General features: G+C 55.1%; 18 protein-coding genes, 1 other RNA gene and 1 other annotated feature. Of the genes, 4 read left to right on the plus strand and 15 right to left on the minus strand.

Annotated elements, in window-relative coordinates; all coding sequences use genetic code 11:
• Window positions 1-13 precede the first annotated feature (13 nt).
• Window positions 14-3067 (minus strand): D-2-hydroxyglutarate dehydrogenase YdiJ, encoded by a 3054-nt coding sequence (gene ydiJ / locus ACR8BN_RS10720; protein WP_434746903.1) that lies wholly within the window; start codon window positions 3065-3067, stop codon window positions 14-16.
• 205 nt (window positions 3068-3272) lie between these two features.
• Between ydiJ and ydiK the strand changes: the two genes are divergently transcribed.
• Window positions 3273-4391: an AI-2E family transporter YdiK gene (gene ydiK, locus ACR8BN_RS10725; RefSeq protein WP_033767089.1), complete on the plus strand. Its 1119-nt coding sequence runs from the start codon at window positions 3273-3275 to the stop codon at window positions 4389-4391.
• A gap of 292 nt (window positions 4392-4683) precedes the next feature.
• Window positions 4684-4791, plus strand: an RNA gene (gene rprA, locus ACR8BN_RS10730) — antisense sRNA RprA.
• Window positions 4792-4860: 69 nt separating this feature from the next.
• On the opposite strand, the gene ppsA is transcribed toward rprA, so the two are convergent.
• Window positions 4861-7245: a phosphoenolpyruvate synthase gene (gene ppsA, locus ACR8BN_RS10735; protein WP_434746904.1), complete on the minus strand. Its 2385-nt coding sequence runs from the start codon at window positions 7243-7245 to the stop codon at window positions 4861-4863.
• Between the two features lie 438 nt (window positions 7246-7683).
• On the opposite strand from ppsA, the gene ppsR reads away from it, so the two are divergent.
• A complete protein-coding gene (gene ppsR, locus ACR8BN_RS10740; RefSeq protein ID WP_010245652.1) occupies window positions 7684-8511 on the plus strand; it encodes a posphoenolpyruvate synthetase regulatory kinase/phosphorylase PpsR in 828 nt (275 codons plus the stop codon).
• A 151-nt stretch (window positions 8512-8662) separates the two neighbouring features.
• Entirely contained in the window at window positions 8663-9709 is a 1047-nt protein-coding gene (locus tag ACR8BN_RS10745; RefSeq protein WP_434746905.1) for a 3-deoxy-7-phosphoheptulonate synthase, read from the plus strand.
• Window positions 9710-9716: 7 nt separating this feature from the next.
• Here the strand turns inward: ACR8BN_RS10745 and ACR8BN_RS10750 are convergent, their stop codons facing one another.
• From ACR8BN_RS10750 to infC, 13 genes are all read right to left on the minus strand, one after another.
• Window positions 9717-11168, minus strand: a complete 1452-nt coding sequence (locus tag ACR8BN_RS10750; RefSeq protein ID WP_434746906.1) for a protein adenylyltransferase SelO — start codon at window positions 11166-11168, stop codon at window positions 9717-9719.
• An 80-nt stretch (window positions 11169-11248) separates the two neighbouring features.
• On the minus strand, window positions 11249-11995 hold the full coding sequence (locus ACR8BN_RS10755; protein ID WP_250863658.1) for an EAL domain-containing protein: 747 nt from the start codon (window positions 11993-11995) through the stop codon (window positions 11249-11251).
• A 295-nt stretch (window positions 11996-12290) separates the two neighbouring features.
• Entirely contained in the window at window positions 12291-12749 is a 459-nt protein-coding gene (locus ACR8BN_RS10760; RefSeq protein WP_010245666.1) for a C40 family peptidase, read from the minus strand.
• 68 nt (window positions 12750-12817) lie between these two features.
• Window positions 12818-13567: a vitamin B12 ABC transporter ATP-binding protein BtuD gene (gene btuD, locus ACR8BN_RS10765; RefSeq protein ID WP_434746907.1), complete on the minus strand. Its 750-nt coding sequence runs from the start codon at window positions 13565-13567 to the stop codon at window positions 12818-12820.
• Window positions 13568-14113: a glutathione peroxidase gene (locus ACR8BN_RS10770; protein WP_031590481.1), complete on the minus strand. Its 546-nt coding sequence runs from the start codon at window positions 14111-14113 to the stop codon at window positions 13568-13570.
• A gap of 50 nt (window positions 14114-14163) precedes the next feature.
• The gene (gene btuC, locus ACR8BN_RS10775) at window positions 14164-15147 is read right to left on the minus strand and encodes a vitamin B12 ABC transporter permease BtuC (protein ID WP_031590482.1); all 984 of its coding nucleotides are present in this window, start codon (window positions 15145-15147) and stop codon (window positions 14164-14166) included.
• 179 nt (window positions 15148-15326) lie between these two features.
• Window positions 15327-15629, minus strand: a complete 303-nt coding sequence (gene ihfA / locus ACR8BN_RS10780; protein ID WP_003853259.1) for an integration host factor subunit alpha — start codon at window positions 15627-15629, stop codon at window positions 15327-15329.
• A 4-nt stretch (window positions 15630-15633) separates the two neighbouring features.
• Window positions 15634-18021: a phenylalanine--tRNA ligase subunit beta gene (gene pheT, locus ACR8BN_RS10785; RefSeq protein ID WP_039391798.1), complete on the minus strand. Its 2388-nt coding sequence runs from the start codon at window positions 18019-18021 to the stop codon at window positions 15634-15636.
• Between the two features lie 14 nt (window positions 18022-18035).
• Entirely contained in the window at window positions 18036-19019 is a 984-nt protein-coding gene (gene pheS, locus ACR8BN_RS10790) for a phenylalanine--tRNA ligase subunit alpha (RefSeq protein WP_434746908.1), read from the minus strand.
• Window positions 19020-19090: 71 nt separating this feature from the next.
• Window positions 19091-19216, minus strand: a sequence feature (Phe leader region).
• The gene (pheM, locus tag ACR8BN_RS10795) at window positions 19167-19211 is read right to left on the minus strand and encodes a pheST operon leader peptide PheM (protein ID WP_106120997.1); all 45 of its coding nucleotides are present in this window, start codon (window positions 19209-19211) and stop codon (window positions 19167-19169) included. Its footprint overlaps the feature before it by 45 nt.
• A gap of 117 nt (window positions 19217-19333) precedes the next feature.
• Window positions 19334-19690 carry a 50S ribosomal protein L20 gene (rplT, locus tag ACR8BN_RS10800; RefSeq protein ID WP_003853267.1) on the minus strand — a complete coding sequence of 119 codons (357 nt, stop codon included), beginning with the start codon at window positions 19688-19690 and terminating at the stop codon, window positions 19334-19336.
• 44 nt (window positions 19691-19734) lie between these two features.
• Window positions 19735-19932: a 50S ribosomal protein L35 gene (rpmI, locus tag ACR8BN_RS10805; protein WP_010245683.1), complete on the minus strand. Its 198-nt coding sequence runs from the start codon at window positions 19930-19932 to the stop codon at window positions 19735-19737.
• Between the two features lie 99 nt (window positions 19933-20031).
• The gene (infC, locus tag ACR8BN_RS10810; RefSeq protein ID WP_029519030.1) at window positions 20032-20583 is read right to left on the minus strand and encodes a translation initiation factor IF-3; all 552 of its coding nucleotides are present in this window, start codon (window positions 20581-20583) and stop codon (window positions 20032-20034) included.
• Window positions 20584-20586: the final 3 nt, after the last annotated feature.

A 20586-nucleotide genomic window follows, 5' to 3' on the forward strand; every position in this document is an offset into this window, starting at 1 on the left:
GCGCACAATTTTTTTACATTAGCTCTAACAATGCCTGAAGCGGATGACGCATTCCGTTGCCCTCTACACGCTTGACCTGACTGCGGCACGAATAGCCGGTGGCCAGGCAGCGCTGGCGTGGCAGTCGCTGAAGCTGGGGATGCCAGGAGAGCGCGTAGATCCCCAGCGAGTTTTCAAGGTTCTTACTTTCGTGACCGTAGGTGCCTGCCATACCGCAGCAGCCAACATTGATGTTTTCCAGCTTCGCGCCAAAACGGGAGAAGATCGCCTGCCACTGATTCGGCGTGGAGGGCAGCGCGGTCACCTCTGTGCAGTGTGCAAACAGATACCAGGATTCTCCGCCCGCGACCTGCACGTCACGCCCGGCCAGAGCACGCTCTAACCACTCATGCACCAGCAGGACATTAAAGTCGCCGCGTGATTCGCCCAGCGTCTGACGATACTCATCGCGATAGCAGAGCACCGTAGCCGGATCGACACCGACCATGGGCAACCCCAGTTTTGCCACCCGATTCAGGAAATCGGCGGTGCGGGACGCCGTGCGGGCGAAACGTTGCAGGAAGCCTTTCACATGTTGCGCTTTGCCATTTGGTGAGAATGGCAGGAGCACGGGCCGGTAGCCCAGTTTCTCAATCAGCCTGACAAAATCGTTAACCAGCTGCGCCTCATAGAAGCTGGTAAAGGGATCCTGCACCACCAGCACACAGTTTGCGCGTTCAGCGGCTGACACCCCTTCCAGCTGCTCCAGCGTCATGTTCATGGCGGGATGACCACTGAGTTGCTGTTTCAGATTAGGGGCCGAAAGCAGCGGCAGATCGACCATACCAATATGGGTTTTACTTATCTCTTTCAGCCACGGCTGGCGCAGGAAGAAGTTAAATACTTTCGGTGCTTTCGCCATCAGCGGCGCATAGCCCTCTACTGCTGCCACCAGGTGATCGCTGACCGGACGCAGATACCGGGTGTGGTAGAGCTGTAAGAAGCGCGAGCGGAAAGCGGGCACGTCAATTTTAATCGGACACTGGGTAGAGCAGGCTTTGCAGGCCAGACAGCCCGACATCGCCTCTTTCACCTCGTGCGAGAAGTCATACTCCCCTTTGCTGGCGTGCCAGCTATTGCGGGTGCGGGCAATCAGGGCGCGAAGCGACAGGCGATTTTCAGGCAGCTGCTTTTCCAGGGTTAGCGGATCGACGCCCTGCCCGGCCAGCAGCCGCAGCCACTCCCGCGTCAGCGTTGCCCGTCCTTTGGGCGAGTGAATGCGGTTGCGGGTGATTTTCATGGAGGGACACATCGGGCTGCGGGCATCAAAGTTAAAACATAACCCGTTGCCGTTACACTCCATCGCGCCACGCCATTCATCCCGGACCGTTAACGGAATCTGACGATCATAGGTTCCGCGCTTCACCGCATCGACCTGCATCATTTCATCATTACTGTTGAATGGCGTACAGATCTTGCCCGGATTCAGGCGATTGAGCGGATCAAAGGCCGCTTTGATGCGGCGCAATTCGTTAAACAGCGTCTCACCGAAGAATGCCGGACTGTACTGGGCACGGAACCCTTTGCCATGTTCACCCCACAGCAGGCCACCATAGCGCGCTGTCAGCGCTACGACTTCGTCGGAGATCTGTTTCATCATCATCTCCTGCTGCGGATCGCACATATCCAGCGCCGGACGCACATGCAGGACGCCTGCATCGACGTGACCAAACATGCCGTAGCTCAGCCCGTGGCTGTCGAGCAGCGCGCGAAACTCGACGATGTAGTCCGCCAGTTTTTCCGGCGGGACCGCGGTATCTTCCACAAAGGGAATCGGTTTAGCCCGGCCTTTGGCATTTCCCAACAGACCCACCGCTTTTTTACGCATGTTATAGATGCGTTCAATGCCATCCAGATCGTTACAGAACTGATAGCCAATCACGCCGCCCTGCTGCTGTGCCATCAGTGCGTCAAGGCGGCCACAAAGCTGTTCAATCTGCTGATCGATCAGCGCGGCGTTGTCACCCGCAAACTCAACAATATTCAGACCCAGCATCTCTTTGTCGGGTACATCGGCGATCAATTCGCGCACTGAGTGCCAGACAATGTCTTCGCGTGCCAGGTTCAGCACCTTTGAGTCAACGGTCTCTACCGAGAGCGCCTGCGCTTCCACCATAAACGGCGCATTGCGCAGGGCTGAGTCAAAGGAGTCATATTTGATATTCACCAGTCGCCGCACTTTAGGCAGCGGCGTGATATCAAGCCGCGCTTCCGTGACGAAGGCCAGCGTTCCCTCTGCACCGCACAGCAGGCGCGTCAGGTCAAAGGTCTGCATATCGTCGCTGAAGACATGGCGCAGGTCATATCCGGTCAGGAACCGATTCAGCTTTGGAAACTTTTCCAGAATCAGCGCACGATGCTCGCGGCAGCGCGTCAGCACCTGCTGATAGAGCCGGCCTTCGGGAGTTGCCGTCTGCGCCAGGGTTTCAGCCAGCGCGGTGGCCATTGGCCGCGTATCAAGGATATCGCCGCCCAGCAGCACGGCGCGCAGGCCCAGCACATGGTCCGAGGTTTTGCCATAGACCAGCGAGCCCTGGCCGGACGCATCGGTATTAATCATGCCGCCCAGCGTGGCACGGTTACTGGTGGATAACTCCGGCGAGAAGAAAAAGCCGAATGGCTTCAGCCAGGCATTAAGCTGATCTTTGATCACCCCCGCTTCAACCCGCACCCACCCCTCATCCGTATTGATCTCGAGGATGCGGTTCATGTAGCGCGACATATCCACCACAATCCCCTGATTCAGCGACTGACCGTTGGTGCCGGTACCGCCGCCGCGCGGGGTAAATACCAGACTGGCAAAGCGCGCTTCTGCGGCCACACGGGCGAGCAACGCAACATCCGCAGTCGAGCGCGGAAAGAGCGCCGCGTCGGGCAGCAATTGATAGATACTGTTATCGGTGGAGAGTGAAAGACGATCGGCATAGCTGGTTGCCATGTCACCGGTAAAACCCTGCTCTTTCAACGACTCAAGGAACGTCAGCACCAGTTGAACGAGGCCCGGTGCCTGCGAAATCTGTGGGATCATTATTGTCTGACCGAAGGTGTTGTAAACGTTTGCGTTTATAGATTAGCGATTTCTCGTTTTATCATATTTTTCCTGCGCCTGCCCTTTTTTCAGAAAAGGCAAAAACCTTTCTCCGCGACTCTGTTTAATCCTCAGCAAATAGATCATGATAAAAACGGGCATCCGAATGCCTGAAAATGAAGGATTAAGACGAGGTTATGAGTCAATGATGAAAAGCCAGTACCGGGATATGGATTTACCGCAAATACTCTTCACCCTGATGTTCATTCTGCTGCTTATTGTCGCCTGTTTATGGGTCGTGCAGCCGTTTATTCTGGGCTTTGCCTGGGCCAGCATGGTGGTGATTGCCACCTGGCCATTGATGCTGAAATTCCAGCGACTGTTATGGGGACGCCGTTCCCTGGCGGTGATCGTGATGACACTGCTGCTGCTGCTGCTGTTTATTATCCCTATCGCCCTGCTGGTCAGCAGCCTGATTGATAACAGCGCGCCGGTGATTGCCTGGGTTACTCAGGGGCATATGATGCCGCGACTGTTATGGCTCAACGATGTACCGATGGTCGGCAAGAAGCTTTATGTCAGTTATGACACGCTGGTGGCGAGCGGCGGTGCCGGCGTCATGGCCAAAATACAGCCCTATATCGGCCGTACCACCGGCTTTTTTGTCGCGCAGGCCGGTCATTTCGGACGCTTTATGATCCATCTGGGCGTGATGTTACTGTTCAGCGTGCTGCTTTACTGGCGTGGCGAACAGGCTGCCCAGGGCATTCGTCACTTTGCTTTCCGCATGGCGGGACGGCGCGGTGATGCCGCCGTACTGCTGGCGGCGCAGTCCATTCGTGCCGTGGCGCTTGGCGTAGTGGTGACGGCGCTGGTGCAGGGCGTGCTGGGCGGTATCGGTCTGGCGATCTCCGGCATTCCTTACGCCACGCTGTTGACGGTACTGATGATCCTCTGCTGTCTGGTACAGCTCGGCCCGCTGCTGGTGCTGGTTCCCGCCATTATCTACCTCTACTGGAGCGGAGATACGACATGGGGAACGGTGCTGCTGGTCTGGAGCTGTGTGGTCGGCACAATGGATAACGTGCTGCGACCGATGCTGATCCGTATGGGTGCCGATCTGCCGATGATCCTGATTCTTTCTGGTGTTATTGGTGGACTGTTTGCGTTCGGGATGATTGGTCTGTTTATCGGGCCGGTGGTTCTGGCGGTCTCCTACCGTCTGGTTTCCGTCTGGGTTCACGAAGCGCCTGCCCCCGATAGTGACCAACTGGCCGTGGCTGATGCCCTGGCCGATCACGATGATATCCCGCCTGCTGCATGATGGGGTGCAATAACCCGTTGCGCCGCAACCACCCATAAGCATTGATTAGTGCGGTTAATGATGATTAACCGCACCCCTTCTCTCAGATCAGATAAATTCCATTTTTCATTAGCGCTTTTTAAGAAAAAAGCCACCTTTGGCCTGAAAGTGACCTTTTCGGGCCAAAAAAGATTACTTTCTGCACTGTTTCTTAAGCCAAATGGCGAAGTAAAGGTCACAAAAGATTATTGGCTTTAAACTAATAAGAGGATTCTTAAAGACGCCAGCCAGCCGTATGAATAACATGTTTCCTATGTTCGAAATCAACCTGATGATTTCCAGACAATCTCATTCCCCTGAGTAGAGTAAAGAATTGCTGTGTGTAGTCTTTGCCCATCCCCTGTGATGGGCTTTTTTTTTGCCTGAATCCGACCAGATATAAACAGAAAAGGCCCGCATAGCGGGCCCTGAAGAGTGCTAACAACCCGTATCAGGCTGTTTTATTTAACTGCGCCAGACTCACCCAGGTCTCCACCACCGTGTCCGGGTTCAGTGACAGACTGTCGATGCCCTCTTCCATCAGCCATGCGGCAAAATCCTGATGGTCTGACGGCCCCTGCCCACAGATTCCGACATATTTCCCCTTCTGTTTCGCCGCCCTTATCGCCATTGAAAGCAGCATCTTCACGGCCTCGTTACGCTCGTCAAACAGCGCGGAGACGACGCCAGAGTCGCGGTCCAGCCCCAGCGTCAGCTGAGTCATGTCGTTTGAGCCAATAGAGAAGCCATCGAAGTGCTCCAGGAACTGATCCGCCAGCAGGGCATTGGATGGGATCTCGCACATCATAATGATCTTCAGCCCGTTCTCGCCGCGCTTCAGTCCCTGACGCCCCAGCTCTTCCACCACGGCCTTCGCCTGCTCAACGGTGCGCACAAAGGGAACCATAATCTCGACGTTCGTCAGGCCCATTTCGTTGCGAACACGTTTCACGGCTTCGCACTCAAGCGCAAAGCAGTCCCGGAAGCTGTCAGCGACATAGCGACCCGCACCCCGGAATCCCAGCATCGGGTTTTCCTCTTCTGGCTCGTAGCGTTCACCACCCACCAGGTTGGCATATTCATTGGTTTTAAAGTCAGAAAGTCGGACAATTACGCGTTTCGGCGCAAAAGCCGCGCCAAGCGTAGCAATTCCTTCAGTCAGGCGAGCGATATAAAACTCCACCGGATCATCAAATCCTTTCATCATTTTACGGATCTGCTGCTGCAGCTCCTGCGTCTGTTGGTCAAACTCCAGCAGCGCTTTAGGGTGGACGCCGATCATGCGGTTAATGATAAATTCCAGCCGCGCCAGACCCACGCCTTCGTTAGGCAGACAGGCGAAATCAAAGGCGCGATCGGGGTTGCCCACGTTCATCATGATCTTCAGCGGCAGTTCAGGCAGTGAATCGACCTGCGAACTGGTGACGTCGAAGTCGAGCAGTTGATCGTAGACGTAGCCGGTATCACCTTCGGCACATGAGACAGTGACGTTATGCCCCTCTTTCAGCCGGTCGGTGGCGTCACCACAGCCCACCACTGCCGGAATGCCCAACTCACGCGCGATGATCGCTGCATGACAGGTCCGTCCGCCGCGGTTAGTTACAATCGCTGACGCCTTTTTCATGATCGGTTCCCAGTCCGGGTCGGTCATGTCGGTCACCAGCACATCGCCTTTTTCAATGCGGTTCATTTCGCTGATATCGTGGATGACCTTCACCACGCCTGCGCCAATACGATGACCGATAGCACGACCTTCCACGACAACGCTGCCCTGCCCCTGCAGCGTATAACGCTCCATGACCTGACCATTTGAGCGTACGGTTTCAGGGCGCGCCTGAACGATAAACAGTTTGCCGGTGTGCCCATCTTTGGCCCACTCAATATCCATCGGGCGCTGATAGTGCTGTTCAATCAGCACCGCCTGTTTCGCCAGCGCCTGCACTTCCTCATCGCTCAGGCAGAAACGGTCGCGTTCGGCCTCAGGCACATCTTCGATCCGCACCTGCTCGCCATGCGCCTGGGAATCGGCGTAGACCATGCGAACCTTTTTCGAGCCCATATTGCGGCGCACAATCGACGGACGATCGGCTGCCAGGGTTGGCTTGTGGACATAGAACTCATCCGGGTTAACGGCACCCTGCACCACCATTTCCCCCAGCCCCAGTGCGGCGGTGATAAAGACCACCTGATCAAAACCGGACTCGGTATCAATAGTGAACATCACACCCGAGGCGGCCAGGTCTGAACGCACCATGCGCTGTATTCCCGCAGAGAGCGCAACGCCACGATGGTCATAGCCCTGATGCACGCGGTAGGAGATAGCGCGGTCATTAAACAGCGAGGCGAAAACATGTTTTACCGCCACCATTACGGCGTCGATGCCCTGTACATTCAGGAAGGTTTCCTGCTGGCCGGCAAAAGAGGCGTCAGGCATATCTTCTGCGGTTGCAGAGGAGCGCACGGCAAACGACGCGGCATCATCATCCGCAGAAAGTTGCTTATAGGCGTCCAGAATGGCGGACTCCAGCTCGGGCAGGAACGGTGTCTCCACGACCCACTGACGAATCTGCTTACCCGCTTTTGCCAGCGCATCAACGTCATCAATGTCGGTCTCATCCAGCAGCGCGTAAATACGCTGATTCAGCCCGCTTTGATCGAGGAACAGGTTAAAAGCATACGATGTGGTCGCGAAACCATTGGGCACGGAAACGCCCAGCGACGACAGATTAGTAATCATTTCACCCAGAGAGGCATTTTTGCCTCCCACCCGGTCAACATCATGCATGCCAAGCTGGTTATACCAGAGCACGAGTGGCTGTTCGCCTTTACTGGACATTGAGCTTATCCTTTATCAATTATCAATGAATGGACACAGGGAGTAATCTGTCTTCAGCCTGGCATATCACCCCCCCGATAACGATCTGTTGAATCGTTAAAGCAGAATTTCAGCCACAGATTCGGAATTGTGAGCGCATTATTTTGCTGTTGCGCAAAGTCGCCTTTTTTCTCTAAATGATTGATGCCACAGGAAATGGCAGATTTTCAGCCACTTAAGCATTCTGTTTTGTTGCGCAACAACTGCGTGGCTATTTGCGGCTTAACGACGGATTAAAAAAGAATTCTGGCTCAACGAACCCGCTTTTCATTTTTAGTATCGTGATGAAACGGCAGACAAATAATCCGGACAGACATTCCAGAAATTAAAATCAGAGATGATTTATTTAATCGCATGGCCCATGCTGAACGCTCACTCTTGTCTGAGGCTGATTTCGTTATGACAACTGACAGAAGCGTTTTTTATATCTCCGATGGTACGGCCATTACGGCTGAGGTGCTGGGTCATGCGGTGCTGTCGCAGTTTCCGGTCAATATCACCAGCCTGACGCTGCCGTTTGTGGAAAATGTTCAGCGGGCGCTGGCGGTTAAAGCCCAGATTAACGCGCTCTATCAGCAGAGCGGCGTCCGGCCGCTGGTCTTTTTCTCCATCGTGACGCCGGAAGTGCGCGACATCATCGTACAAAGTGACGGCTTTTGTCAGGATATCGTCCAGGCGCTGGTCGCCCCGCTTCAGCAGGAGCTGGGGCTATCGCCCGCGCCGGTGGCACACCGTACCCATGGACTGGATGCCAGTAACCTGGGCAAATATGACGCACGTATCGCGGCCATTGATTACACCCTGGCGCATGATGACGGCATCTCGCTGCGCGGGCTGGAAGATGCGCAGGTGATTCTGTTAGGCGTCTCGCGCTGTGGCAAAACACCCACCAGCCTCTATCTGGCGATGCAGTTTGGTATTCGCGCCGCCAACTATCCATTCATTGCCGACGATATGGATAACCTTAAACTCCCGCCCGCGCTGCGCGCGCATCAGAATAAACTGTTCGGGCTGACCATCGACCCGGAACGGCTGGCTGCGATACGTCAGGAGCGGGCGGAAAATACCCGTTACGCCTCGATGCGTCAGTGCCGGCTGGAGGTGGGCGAAGTGGAAGCGCTGTTTCGTACCCATCAAATCCGCTATCTCAACAGCACCAACTACTCGGTGGAGGAGATTGCGACCAAAATTCTCGACATTATGGGCCTGACTCGCCGCATGTACTGATGGGTAACCGGCGCTGAACTGTAAAGCGGCGCTGCCGTCGCTTTTGATTTCATTATTAAATTCCGGGTTGAATTCGCAGACTAATGGTTTATTGTGACCACCATCACTTCCCGGTATTTCACCGCTGCGAAGAACCGTTTTCGAGAATCCCATGAACAAAACCGACGAACTGCGTACCGCACGCATTGGTAGTCTGATTACCCCCGCCAGCCTGGCGGCTGAGCATCCTGTCTCTCCGGCAATTGCCGACAATGTTACCTCTGCCCGTAAACGTATTGCCCGTATTCTGACTGGCGAAGATCCCCGCCTGCTGGTGGTGATTGGCCCCTGCTCGCTGCACGACCCGAAAGCGGCACTGGAATATGCTGAGCGTCTGAACACGTTACGCCGCCGCTATGAAGATCGGCTGGAGATTGTGATGCGCGCCTACTTTGAAAAGCCGCGCACCGTAGTGGGCTGGAAAGGCTTAATCTCCGATCCCGATCTGGATGGGAGCTACGATGTGAACCGCGGCATAGGCATCGCCCGCCAGCTGCTGATTGATATCAACGCGCTGGGCCTGCCTACCGCCACGGAATTCCTGGATATGGTGATCGGCCAGTTTATTGCCGATCTGATTAGCTGGGGCGCGATTGGCGCACGTACTACCGAAAGCCAGATCCACCGCGAAATGGCATCGGCCCTCTCCTGCCCGGTCGGCTTTAAAAACGGCACCGATGGTAACGTACAGATTGCCGTGGATGCGATTCGCGCCGCGCGCGCCAGCCACATGTTCCTTTCGCCCGATAAGCTGGGCCAGATGACCATCTATCAGACCAGCGGTAATCCGCATGGTCATGTGATCCTGCGTGGCGGCAAACAGCCTAACTATCATGCCAGTGATGTTGCCGCCGCGGCCGAAAGTCTGTCGGCGTTTAATCTGCCACAGCAGCTGGTGATCGACTTCAGTCACGGTAACTGCCTGAAGCAGCATCGTCGTCAGATGGATGTCGCGGCAGAGGTGGCAGAACAGATTAAAGCGGGATCGCAGGCCGTTGCCGGTGTGATGATTGAAAGCTTCCTGGAAGAGGGCAATCAGAAAGTCGTCAGCGGCGAACCGCTGGTCTACGGCAAGTCGATTACCGATCCCTGCCTCGGCTGGCAGGAGAGCGAAAAGGTGCTCGCCCTGCTGGCCGAGGCGGTTTCTCACCGCCTCTGAGTCTGCATCAGCTGGAGCAGCTCACTTCAAGGGTTTTGCCCCAGTCTGGCGGCCGCTGACGATATTCAGCGGCTGTCTGATCGCTAAAGGGTTGCTGTAACGCCTGATGCAGACGTGCCAGCGCCCCCTGCTCTCCCCGCTCCGCCTCTTCAATGGCCTGCTGCGCCAGATAGTTGCGCAGAATCACCGCCGGATTGGATGCCTTCATCACGGCCTGGCGTTCTTCATCACTGACCTGCTCATCCATCAGACGGCTGCGATAGCGCTGATACCAGCTATCAAACGCCTCACGATCGATAAACTCATCCCGCAGCGGTGAACGGCTTTCAGCCTGCTGCGTCTCACTGAGCAGGCGGAACGTCAGGGTGTAATCGCTATGCTCCTGCGTCATCAGTGCCAGCAGATCGGTCAGAATCTCATTATCGCTGCTCTGCTGCGTCAGCAGACCGAGTTTCGCCCGCATCCGTTCGCCCCAGACCCGCATCAGTTCAGGTTCGTAGGCGCTCAGTGCCGTCCGCAACTGCTCGGTGGTCAGCAGACCCGACAGCGCATGTGCCAGCCGGTTAAGATTCCACATGCCAATCATTGGCTGATTTTCAAAGCTGTAGCGCCCCTGATAGTCGCTGTGATTACAGATGAAGTCGGGCTGATAATCATCCAGAAAACCAAAGGGGCCATAGTCGATGGTCAGACCCAGAATCGACATGTTATCAGTGTTCATCACTCCATGAGCAAAGCCCACGCTCTGCCACAGCGCAATCAGACGCGCAGTGCGTAACACAATGTCGGTAAACCACTGTTGATAGCGATCTGCTTCAGCGTCCAGATGCAGCCAGTGATGGCGAATGGCGTAGTCGGCCAGTTGCTGCACTTTCTCCTGCTGCTGGCTGTAAAAGAAATGCTCGAAATGACCGAAACGCAGATGACTCGGTGAAATGCGCATCAGCATCGCGCCACGCTCTGTTGTTTCGCGGTAGACCGGCTCATCACCTATCGACAGGGTCAGCGCACGCGTGGTGGGAATGCCCAGATGATGCAGCGCTTCCGAGGCGAGAAACTCACGAACGCTGGAACGGATCACGGCACGGCCATCGCCCATGCGGGAATAAGGCGTCAGGCCTGCGCCCTTGAGATGCCAGTCCAGCTTGCTGCCATCCTCCAGACGCTGCTCACCCAGCAGAATGCCGCGTCCGTCGCCCAGCTGGCCCGCCCAGACGCCAAACTGATGGCCGCTGTAGACCTGCGCCAGCGGCTGCATGCCTGGCAGCAGTGCTGCACCGTGCCAGACGGCATGACCCTTATCGGCAAAGAGCGCGTTATCCAGCCCCATTGAGGCTGCAAGCGGTGCGTTATGATATAGCAGGCGTCCGCCTGCCAGTGGCGTGGGGTTCAGCGCGGTGTAACATCCGGTAAGTTCACGAAACCAGGTGTTGTCAAAAGAGGCCTTGCCTGAGGACATTGTTTCTCCCGTGCGATGCTCAGCGTTACTTAAGGTTAGCCCTCTAGTGTAACGCTGATAGCGGGGATTAACAGGAAGTATCAGCCGGGATGCTGCGCGGATGGCACACGATCGTCGGCGCAGATCAGCGAATGCAGCGCGTCAGATTTTACCACCGGGAAGAGCGCACCCTGAAACTCGGCACCGCTCAGCTGGCTGACTTTATCCAGCAGCACGTCGTCATCAATGCCACAAATAATGAGCCGGTCACAATGGGCGCGGAAATTATCGATAATGCTCTGAAGAAACGGTACGAATGAAGCGCGCTTTGCCAGCGAATGAATAAACTCTTTGTCCAGGCAGATGCAGCTGAATAAATTATCGTAGACCGCATTAGAGGGGGTCTTACCCGCGCCAAAATGAGAAATCGCTAAATTAAACTCAGCATGCAGGCTTGCCAGCAGGGGATTATTCTTCCCCAGTTTTAGTTGCGGAAACGTTTCAGTAATATTCAGCAGAATGAATGGCAACTGCTTTATTTTGCGCATCACTAATTCGCTGGCCAGCAGCGTCCGGGCCATGCCTTCATCAATACGTATAAATGCTGACACAGTATGCGCTTCAAAAAAGCCGCGATGCTGCTCCAGCAATCCAATCTGACTTTGCAGCAGGCGCAGCTGCTGCGACTCATCGAGCTGCGGCAGCAACAGATCCTGTGGCAGGGTGATGGGGGCACTTTCATGCACAAACTGCGTGACCAGCTCGACAGCGGTGAGTCGCCCATTAACATCACAGACAGGATAAAACCAGATTTCCGACTGATAGTCGGCCGAAAGATGAATTTTCATTTTAATGCCAGAATATGCGGCGATGGTGATATCGTATAGTAATGGTCCGGCGCAGGCAATAGTGCCAAATCATTGAAGAGACAAACTTCTTTACTCTTCCATTGCCGTTTGGCAGCAGGCGATCACCCTTAAGCCAAATAGTGGCGATAAAACAGCGGTTATTAGTGGAATTAAATAAGCGTTTATTATGTTTATTAAAACCCACGCTCAATAACTGTCATTTAAAATAAACCTTTTACTCTCTGTTTTAACTCTATTTAAAATTGGACTTAAGTCTGATTCCCCGGACCTGCGTTTAAATACGACGCGCCTGCCAGAACACTTTTCGCCAGTAGACATTGTCGAGCGAAGAGCGGATGACACCCTGGCTGGTTGAGGCATGAATAAAGGCGTTATCGGTGTCATAAATGCCCACATGCAGGCCATTCTCCCCGCGACCGGTTTTGAAGAAGACCAGATCGCCTGGCAGCAGCTCGTCTTTACTGATTCGGGTGCCAATATCGCTTTGTGCTGAGGTGGTGCGTGGCAGTTGCAGCGCAAATTTATCCCGGAAAGTCAGATAGACAAAGCCGGAGCAGTCAACCCCGTTACGACTCATGCCGCCATAGCGATAAGGCGTACCACGCCAGTTACCGAGCTGATCGTTCAGTTCCGCAATCACGGTGATCGAATCGGAAAGACGGCCATTGATCGGCGGAGCGTGATGACTGCATCCCGTCAGCAGCAGAACTAAAATCAGCAAACCCAGGCGCATCGCCAAATGTCCTTATCAGAAGTTGCAACCGGCTTAATGTAGCGGTAAAGCCCGCCGGGTAGCAAGTGTCAGGGCAATACGGTCAGCAGCGTGCGTCCTTCAAGTTCAAGCTGCCGGAAAGCAATCTGGTAGATCGGTGTCAGGCGCTGCGGCGTCAGAACCTCAGCCGGTTCACCCTGCGCAATCAACTCTCCCTGATCCATCAGCCAGACCCGATCCGCCTGTTGCAGGCTGTGGTTGAGGTCGTGACTGCTGGCGATAACGCTGATGCCCGCCGCGCACAGGTCGGCAATCAGATCGTCCACCGCTTTTTGCTGGGCGATATCCAGCGCGGTCATGGGCTCATCAAGGATCAGCAGCCGCCCGTGTGGATTGGTGTGGGGATCAATCTGCATACAGACCGCCGCCAGCCTGACGCGCTGCCATTCACCACCGGAGAGCCGGGTCAGTGAACGCGATAACTTATCCTGCAGCTGAAGCCGTTTCAGCAGCGTGCTGAGGCGATTGTCTGCCTGCCCCCCCGCCTGTTTCAGATGCAGACGCAAATAGTGCCAGACCGGCATCTGGCTCAGCGGTGCCTGCTGCTGAGGCAGCCAGCCGCGAACCCGGGCCATCGCCGCGCCGTTCCAGTCACTCAGCGGCTGTCCGTCCAGCAGCACCGTGCCGGAGGCGGGTTGCAGTCCCGCAATCACACTGAGTAAGGTGCTTTTGCCTGCACCGTTCGGGCCTGCCACGTGCAGCAGCTGACCGGCGGCAAGCTCACCGGTCAGTGGCAGCAGCCGTCCGGGGAGGGCGGCCTGTTGCAGGCGCAACAGCATCTATTTTGCCAGCGCCTGCTTAATGGTTTCCAGAATGATCGGATCTTCCGGCGTCATGTCAGGTGCAAAACGCTGGATCACGCTGCCGTCACGGCCAATAAGGAATTTTTCGAAGTTCCACAGGATGTCGCCCTGCTCTTTCGGCGCGCGTCCTTTGCTCTCCATGCGCTCGTAAAAGCCGCTGCCTTCCGGGCGCACTGCGTCAGGTCGGGCCGCAATCAGCTGGGCATAAAGCGGATGGCGGCCTGCGCCATTCACGTCGGTTTTGGCAAACATCGGGAACGTGACGCCATAAGTGGTGCTGCAGAAGGTTTTAATCTCCTCACTGCTGCCCGGCTCCTGCTCCAGAAACTGGTTGCAGGGAAAACCGAGTACGCTGAAGCCCTGATCCTGCCAGGCTTTCTGCAGGTTCTCCAGCTCTTCATATTGCGGCGTCAGACCACATTTCGAGGCAACATTGACCACCAGCAGTACCTTGCCCTGCCATTGTGACAGCGTGGTTTTTTCCCCATCGAGCGTAACCAGTTCAGTTTGATATATGTTCATGCGGTTTCCTGTTGTGGATGCTGTTGTGGATGCAGAGTCGCCAGCCGAAGCTAGCGTGAAGATTTCACCAGTAAAATAATAAACAGCGGCGCGCCCAGTGTCGCCGTCACGACACCTATCGGTAATTCTGCCGACGTCAGCGCCAGACGAGCCACAATATCGGCTGCCAGTAATACACCTGCGCCAGCCAGCGCCGATGCCGGCAGCAGATAGCGGTGATCGCTGATGCCGCTCATACGCAGCAGATGCGGGATCACCAGTCCGACAAAACCAATAGCACCGGCCATCGCGACGCTGATGCCGACCAGCCAGCCCATGGCGAGCACCAGCAGATTACGCCAGTAGAAGAGAGACAGTCCGAGCTGGCGGGCAGATGTCTCGCCCAGCGCCAGCAGATTAAGAATCTGCCCGGTCGCCCCCAGGGCCAGCATCACCGGCAGCAGCGCCAGCATCATCCAGCCATAGCGCCAGTCAATCCCGCTGAAGCCCCCCATCATCCAGTACATCAACTGGCGCAGATCTAGGCTGGTACTGAAGTAGACCGCCCAGGTCATGATGGCACTACAGATAATTCCCAGCGCCACGCCGGTAAGCAACAGCCGGGTGACCGAGAGCTGACGATGGGCAAAATGCAGCAGGATGAGCGTAATAATCAGCGCACCGGCCATCGCCGCCAGACCAAGGCTCCACAGTGAGCCGCTGCCCAGCAGCACGCCAAGCACCAGGCCAATACCGGCACCGTTCGAGACACCGAGCAGGCCGGGCTCCGCCAGCGGATTTGTAAACAGCGCCTGCATTACGACACCGCATACCGCCAGCGATGCCCCGACCAGCACCACCGCCAGGCTGCGGGGCAGCCGCAACTGCCAGACAAAAAGCCTGCCGCTTTCCGTGAACCAGTCTGAGGGCGCGATCCAGCTGTCACCGGCACACAGGCTGAGACAGAGCAGTGCAGAGAGCGTAAGTGCTAACACAATAAGCCATTTCTGGCCGCGCTGGTCGGCCTGGCGCGCGAGCTGGTCGAGCAGAGACATAAGCAGGATTAGCTGAGAAAACAGAGATTTGATTGTAGAGGGATTGCAGAAAAAAGAAAGGCAGATGAGGCGGTTTGCATTTTGCTGTCAGGGAGATTAACGGGTGCGGGAAGCGGGATTGCTGCTTACTGAAACCATGAAAAAAGGCCGCTTGCGCGGCCTTTTTGAAACGCTGAAATTCAGTCAGTCTCTTTGGGTGTAGCGTTCTCTACGCGGCTTTTCAGCTTCTGTCCTGGGCGGAACGTTACTACGCGACGCGCAGTAATCGGAATATCTTCACCCGTTTTCGGGTTTCTGCCAGGACGCTGGTTTTTGTCACGCAGGTCAAAATTACCAAACCCAGACAGTTTTACCTGTTCTCCATTCTCCAAAGCGCGACGTACCTCTTCGAAAAACAGCTCTACTAACTCTTTGGCATCGCGTTTGCTCAGCCCGAGTTTCTCAAACAGGTACTCTGACATCTCAGCTTTTGTAAGCGCCATAGGTTCAATCCCTCAAGGTTGCCTGGAATCGCTCTTTTAATGCCGCAACGCATTTGCCAACGGTCGCGGCAATCTCCTCTTCTTCGAGTGTCCGGCTGGTATCCTGCAAAATCAGGCTGATTGCGAGGCTCTTGTAGCCCTCAGAAACGCCCTTACCGCGGTACACGTCAAACAAGTTTACGCCAACTACCTGATTTACGCCAACTTTCTTACACTCCGCGATGATATCTGCTGCGGGGACGTTTTCAGCCACCACAACGGCAATATCACGACGGTTCGCCGGGAAGCGAGAAATCTCGCGCGCGTCAGGCAGGACGCGGTCTGCGACCTTATTCCAAAGCAGTTCAAAGACTAAGGTGCGGCCATTGAGATCAAGCTTACGTTCCAGCTCAGGATGAACCACACCGATAAATCCGATATGTTCATCATGCAAATAAATCGCCGCGCTCTGTCCTGGATGCAACGCCGGATTCGCTTCAGCACGGAAGCTGATGTCATCCAGTTTGCCGGTTAAATCGAGCAGCGATTCTAAATCGCCTTTCAAATCATAGAAGTCAACTGTCTGGCGCGCCAGATCCCAGTGCTCTTCAACGCGGTTACCGCTGATGACGCCAGCCAGCATAAGATCCTGACGGATGCCTAAATCTGCCTGGGTATCCGGCACAAAGCGTAAGCCGCTCTCAAACAGGCGCACGCGGCTCTGCTGACGGTTCTGGTTGTAGACTACCGCGCTGAGCAGGCCGGTCCAGAGTGAGAGACGCATGGTCGACATATCGCTGGAGATGGGGCTCGGCAGCAACAGCGCCTCTTCACCCGGGTGCAGCAACTGCTGAATTTTCGGATCGACGAAACTATAGGTAATCGCTTCCTGATAGCCCTTGTCCACCAGCAGGTTTTTCGCGCGCTTCAGCGACAGATTCGCTTCGCGATGCTGAGTCATCACCAGACCCGCCTGTACCGGCACATCCGGAATGTTGTTGTAGCCGTAAATACGGGCCACTTCTTCAACCAGATCTTCTTCAATCGCCATATCGAAGCGCCAGCTCGGGGCGACGGCCTGCCACTGTCCTTCACCCACGGTCACTTCACAGCCGAGGCGCGTCAGAATGTCAGTAACCTGCTCATCCGCGATCACGTGGCCAATCAGACGGTCCAGCTTTTCACGACGCAGCGTAATCGTCGCTGGTACAGGCAGGGCGGACTGATGAGTCTGATCGATGATCGGGCCCGCTTCACCGCCGCAGATTGACAGCAGCAGCTGGGTAGCACGCTCCAGTGCGGTGTGTTGCAGCGCCGGATCAACACCACGCTCGTAGCGATGTGACGCGTCGGTATGCAGACCATGACGACGGGCGCGGCCGGTAATAGAGAGCGGATCAAAGTAAGCGCACTCGAACAGGATGTTCTGCGTTTCGCCGTTCACGCCCGAATGTTCGCCACCAAAGATACCAGCCATCGCCAGCGCTTTCTGATGATCGGCGATCACTAAGGTATCACTCTGCAGGCTGGCTTCAGTGCCATCCAGCAGCGTCAGCTTTTCGCCCTCTTTCGCCATACGCACCACGATACCGCCGTCGATGCGGTCGAGATCGAAGGCGTGCATCGGCTGACCCAGCTCCAGCAGAACGTAGTTAGTGATATCCACCACCGGATCGATAGAACGAATACCACAACGACGCAGCTTCTCTTTCATCCACAATGGCGTTGGCGCCTTAACGTTTATGCCTTTTACTACACGGCCCAGATAGCGTGGACAGGCTTCTGTCGCATCAACCTGAATCGGGAAAGTGTCGTTCAGAGTCGCAGCGACCGGCTGCATCTCCGGCACGTTCAGTGGCAAACCGTTGAGGACGGCGACATCACGGGCGATACCGATCAGACCCAGACAGTCAGCGCGGTTAGGCGTGACGCTGATTTCAATGGTGTTGTCATCAAGCTGCAGGTAGGCGCGGATGTCGGTGCCAATCGGCGCATCGGCTGGCAGTTCGATGATGCCGTTGTGGTCGTCGGAAATTCCCAGCTCGGAGAAAGAGCAGAGCATGCCTTCAGACGGCTCGCCACGCAGTTTGGCCGCTTTGATTTTGAAATCACCTGGCAGCACGGCACCTACGGTGGCGACGGCGACTTTCAGTCCCTGACGGCAGTTCGGCGCGCCACAAACGATATCCAGCAGGCGATCGCCGCCCACATTGATTTTGGTCACACGCAGCTTGTCTGCATTCGGGTGCTGGCCGCACTCCACCACTTCCCCGACCACGACGCCGTGGAAGGCACCGGCAACCGGATCAACGCCGTCGACTTCCAGACCGGCCATAGTGATTTGTTCAGACAGCGCAGCGCTGTCCAGGGCTGGATTTACCCATTCGCGTAACCAGAGTTCACTGAATTTCATTGGATATCCTGCCCTTACTTAAATTGTTTGAGGAAACGTAAATCATTTTCAAAGAAGGCACGCAGATCGGTCACGCCGTAGCGCAACATGGTCAGACGCTCCATGCCCATACCAAAGGCGAAACCGGAGTAGACTTCCGGATCGATGCCGACATTGCGCAGCACGTTAGGGTGAACCATGCCGCAACCCAGCACTTCCAGCCACCTGCCGTTTTTACCCATGACGTCTACTTCTGCTGATGGCTCAGTAAACGGGAAATAGGAGGGACGGAAACGAATCTGCAGATCTTCTTCGAAGAAGTTGTTCAGGAAATCGTGCAGTGTCCCTTTCAGGTTGGTAAAGCTGATGTTTTTATCCACAATCAGCCCTTCCATCTGATGGAACATCGGGGTATGGGTCTGATCGTAATCGTTACGGTAAACGCGGCCCGGCGCAATAATGCGAATCGGCGGCTGCTGAGCCTTCATAGTACGGATCTGCACGCCGGACGTCTGGGTACGCAGCAGGCGCGTGGCGTCGAACCAGAAGGTGTCGTGATCGGCACGGGCCGGGTGATGGGCAGGAATATTCAGCGCATCGAAGTTATGGTAATCATCTTCAATTTCTGGCCCGGTTACGACGCCAAAGCCTAACTCACCAAAGAAGGTCTCAATGCGATCCATGGTGCGGGTCACCGGATGCAGGCCGCCATTCTCAATGCGACGACCTGGCAGGGAGACATCAATGGTCTCTTCAGCCAGACGGGCATTCAGCACCGCAGCTTCCAGGGCATCTTTGCGCGCATTCAGGCGTTCGGTGACCTGCTGCTTCGCTTCATTGATTACCGCACCCGCTGCCGGGCGCTCTTCGGCTGGCAGCTCGCGTAACGTAGTCATCTGCAGTGTCAGATGTCCTTTCTTACCCAGGTATTCGACGCGCACCGCGTCAAGGGCGGCGATATCCGTCGCCCCGTCGATGGCCGCCGTGGCGCTGGCCACCAGTTCTGCGAGTTGGGACATAGTTTCCTCTTTTTCCAGTCAGGCTGGTCAGTTCTCGTTGGGACCTGCCGGTCCAATATGCTAGCGCCAGAAACAAAAAAGCCTCCACGAGGGAGGCTTTTAGCGCGATTTTTCGTTTCTTTTCTTATGCGCAAAAGCCCCTGGATGTCAGGCGCTAAAGTAAAAAAAGAAACGGAAAATAGCAGCGTTCATGCTTGCGGTTACCTTGTCATGCGATACAGGGGGTCTATTGAAATGCTCAGCGCCGAAAATGTCAATCTTTTGCGTAAGTTACAGGCAATAAAAAAGGGAGCAAGCTCCCTTTTCCATCTGACTTACGCCAGGGCTGATTTCGCTTTTTCGACCAGTGCAGAGAATGCCACTTTATCGAATACCGCGATGTCGGCCAGGATCTTACGGTCAATCTCAATGGCTGCTTTTTTCAGACCATTGATGAAACGGCTGTAAGACATGCCGTTCTGACGTGCCGCTGCGTTGATACGCGCGATCCACAGCTGACGGAACTGACGCTTACGTTGACGACGGTCACGGTAAGCATACTGACCAGCTTTGATAACAGCCTGGAAGGCAACGCGGTAAACACGTGAACGTGCACCGTAATAGCCTTTAGCTTGTTTTAAGATTTTTTTGTGACGTGCGCGAGCAACTACACCACGTTTTACACGAGCCATTTAGCTCTCCTGTTTAATATTCTGAATTAATGAAAAAAATTTACTTATGCGTACGGCAGGCAGGCAATAACCAGACCCAGATCGCCTTTTGACACCATGCCTTTCGGACGCAGGTGGCGTTTACGCTTAGTAGATTTTTTAGTCAGAATATGACGCAGGTTTGCGTGTTTACGCTTGAAGCCGCCAGAAGCGGTCTTCCGGAAGCGCTTGGCCGCGCCACGTACAGTTTTAATCTTTGGCATTTTAAAAATATCCACTTCGCATTGTTAATAACATGACCCAGACAGGCGAACAGTTAACCGCACAGCGCGAACGCTGCGCGGTTAGTGTTACTTGAAAGCCTACTGTTTCTTCTTAGGAGCGAGCACCATGATCATCTGGCGGCCTTCGATCTTCGAAGGGAAGGATTCGACAATGGCCAAATCCAGATCTTCACACAGGTCTTTACGGACGCGGTTAAGCACTTCCATACCGATCTGCTGGTGCGCCATCTCACGACCGCGGAAACGCAGCGTGATTTTGGCTTTATCGCCTTCTTCCAGAAAGCGAATCAGGTTGCGTAGTTTGACCTGATAGTCGCCATCATCGGTTCCAGGACGGAATTTGATTTCCTTAACCTGAATAACTTTTTGCTTCTTCTTCTGTTCCTTAGAAGATTTGCTTTTTTCATAGAGGAACTTGCCGTAATCCATGATGCGGCAGACCGGCGGTTCGGCATTCGGGCTGATTTCGACTAAGTCGCCGCCCGCTTCCTCGGCTTTTTCCAAAGCTTCGCGTAATGTGACAATGCCAATCGGCTCGCCATCCATGCCTGTTAAGCGCACTTCAGTTGCGCGGATTTCACTGTTGATTTTGTTCGGACGCGTCGGTAGTACTCGTTTTCCGCCTTTAATACT

The sequence above is a fragment of the Pantoea sp. Lu_F5_004 genome (assembly GCF_051136245.1).
In the GTDB taxonomy this organism is placed as follows: domain Bacteria; phylum Pseudomonadota; class Gammaproteobacteria; order Enterobacterales; family Enterobacteriaceae; genus Pantoea; species Pantoea agglomerans.

Bases quoted from the DNA above. Each gene is read 5' to 3' on its own strand.
- btuD (WP_434746907.1), bottom strand. From the start codon at position 13,567: ATGCTGTTGCGCCTGCAACAGGCCGCCCTCCCCGGACGGCTGCTGCCA.
- ACR8BN_RS10770 (WP_031590481.1), bottom strand. From the start codon at position 14,113: ATGAACATATATCAAACTGAACTGGTTACGCTCGATGGGGAAAAAACC.
- rpmI (WP_010245683.1), bottom strand. From the start codon at position 19,932: ATGCCAAAGATTAAAACTGTACGTGGCGCGGCCAAGCGCTTCCGGAAG.
- ydiK (WP_033767089.1), top strand. From the start codon at position 3,273: ATGATGAAAAGCCAGTACCGGGATATGGATTTACCGCAAATACTCTTC.
- pheT (WP_039391798.1), bottom strand. From the start codon at position 18,021: ATGAAATTCAGTGAACTCTGGTTACGCGAATGGGTAAATCCAGCCCTG.
- ppsR (WP_010245652.1), top strand. From the start codon at position 7,684: ATGACAACTGACAGAAGCGTTTTTTATATCTCCGATGGTACGGCCATT.
- btuC (WP_031590482.1), bottom strand. From the start codon at position 15,147: ATGTCTCTGCTCGACCAGCTCGCGCGCCAGGCCGACCAGCGCGGCCAG.
- ppsA (WP_434746904.1), bottom strand. From the start codon at position 7,245: ATGTCCAGTAAAGGCGAACAGCCACTCGTGCTCTGGTATAACCAGCTT.
- ACR8BN_RS10760 (WP_010245666.1), bottom strand. From the start codon at position 12,749: ATGCGCCTGGGTTTGCTGATTTTAGTTCTGCTGCTGACGGGATGCAGT.
- ydiJ (WP_434746903.1), bottom strand. From the start codon at position 3,067: ATGATCCCACAGATTTCGCAGGCACCGGGCCTCGTTCAACTGGTGCTG.
- ACR8BN_RS10755 (WP_250863658.1), bottom strand. From the start codon at position 11,995: ATGAAAATTCATCTTTCGGCCGACTATCAGTCGGAAATCTGGTTTTAT.
- ACR8BN_RS10745 (WP_434746905.1), top strand. From the start codon at position 8,663: ATGAACAAAACCGACGAACTGCGTACCGCACGCATTGGTAGTCTGATT.
- pheS (WP_434746908.1), bottom strand. From the start codon at position 19,019: ATGTCCCAACTCGCAGAACTGGTGGCCAGCGCCACGGCGGCCATCGAC.
- ihfA (WP_003853259.1), bottom strand. From the start codon at position 15,629: ATGGCGCTTACAAAAGCTGAGATGTCAGAGTACCTGTTTGAGAAACTC.
- ACR8BN_RS10750 (WP_434746906.1), bottom strand. From the start codon at position 11,168: ATGTCCTCAGGCAAGGCCTCTTTTGACAACACCTGGTTTCGTGAACTT.
- rplT (WP_003853267.1), bottom strand. From the start codon at position 19,690: ATGGCTCGTGTAAAACGTGGTGTAGTTGCTCGCGCACGTCACAAAAAA.